The 819-nt window shown below is 66.5% G+C and carries 1 protein-coding gene; it reads right to left on the bottom strand.

Going from position 1 to position 819, the window contains the following annotated elements:
• Positions 1-65: 65 nt before the first annotated feature.
• Positions 66-819, bottom strand: a 754-nt coding sequence (locus Q7C21_RS22180; RefSeq protein WP_375151113.1) for an MFS transporter, incomplete at its 5' end; no start/stop codon positions are given.

Here is an 819-nt window from a genome sequence, read left to right as displayed (position 1 = left end):
AGTTTGGCGCAGGGCTCGGGGGCTCTTCGCCGGCGAGCCGGCTCCTACGGAGGGGTGTGTGCGGCTCAATGCTCGATGTGCTGTTCCTCGACCTTGCGCGCCCTTCGGCCATCGGTGGGCGACAGCTGGAGGAAGATTGCCGCCGCTAGCATCGCCATGATGCCCACGGTGAGGAAGGTCAGCTGGAAGGCGCCGAGCACGGTGTTCACTCCGTCATTGCCTACTTGTGCAGTAAAACCGCCTAGCAGCGCACCGGCACAGGCCACCCCCAGGCTCAGGGACAGCTGCGCCACCACCGACAACAGGCTGTTGCCGCTGCTGGCGGAGGCATCGTCGAGGTCGATCAGGGTCACGGTGTTCATCGCGGTGAACTGCAGCGAGTTGATCGCCCCCAGCACCGCCAGCATGCCCAGCAGCAGGGGATAAGGCGTGTGCTCGCTGACCAGCCCCATGCTGGCCAGCATCAGCCCCAGGGCCAGGGTGTTGCCGGTGAGCACGATGCGGTAGCCCAGGCGCTCGATCAGGGGCCGGGCAATGGACTTGGCCAGCATCGCCGCGGCCGCCAGGGGCAGCATGCTCATCCCCGCCTGAGACGGTGAATAACCCAGCGCCACCTGTAGCAGCAGCGGCACCAGGAACGGCAGGGCACCGCTGCCCAGGCGGGCGAACAGGTTGCCGAGGATGCCCACGGCAAAGGTTCGAACCTTGAATAGCGAGGGCGCAAACAGCGGGTTATCGGTGTGCACGGCCCGCAGCCAATAGGCCGCCAGGCAGGCCAGCCCACCAAACAGCAGCAACATCACCCGCAGGTGCGGCAGG

Source organism: Pantoea sp. ANP04, assembly GCF_041982285.1.
Lineage (GTDB): Bacteria > Pseudomonadota > Gammaproteobacteria > Enterobacterales > Enterobacteriaceae > Pantoea > Pantoea eucalypti.
This window is presented reverse-complemented; position numbering and strand designations above follow the sequence as displayed.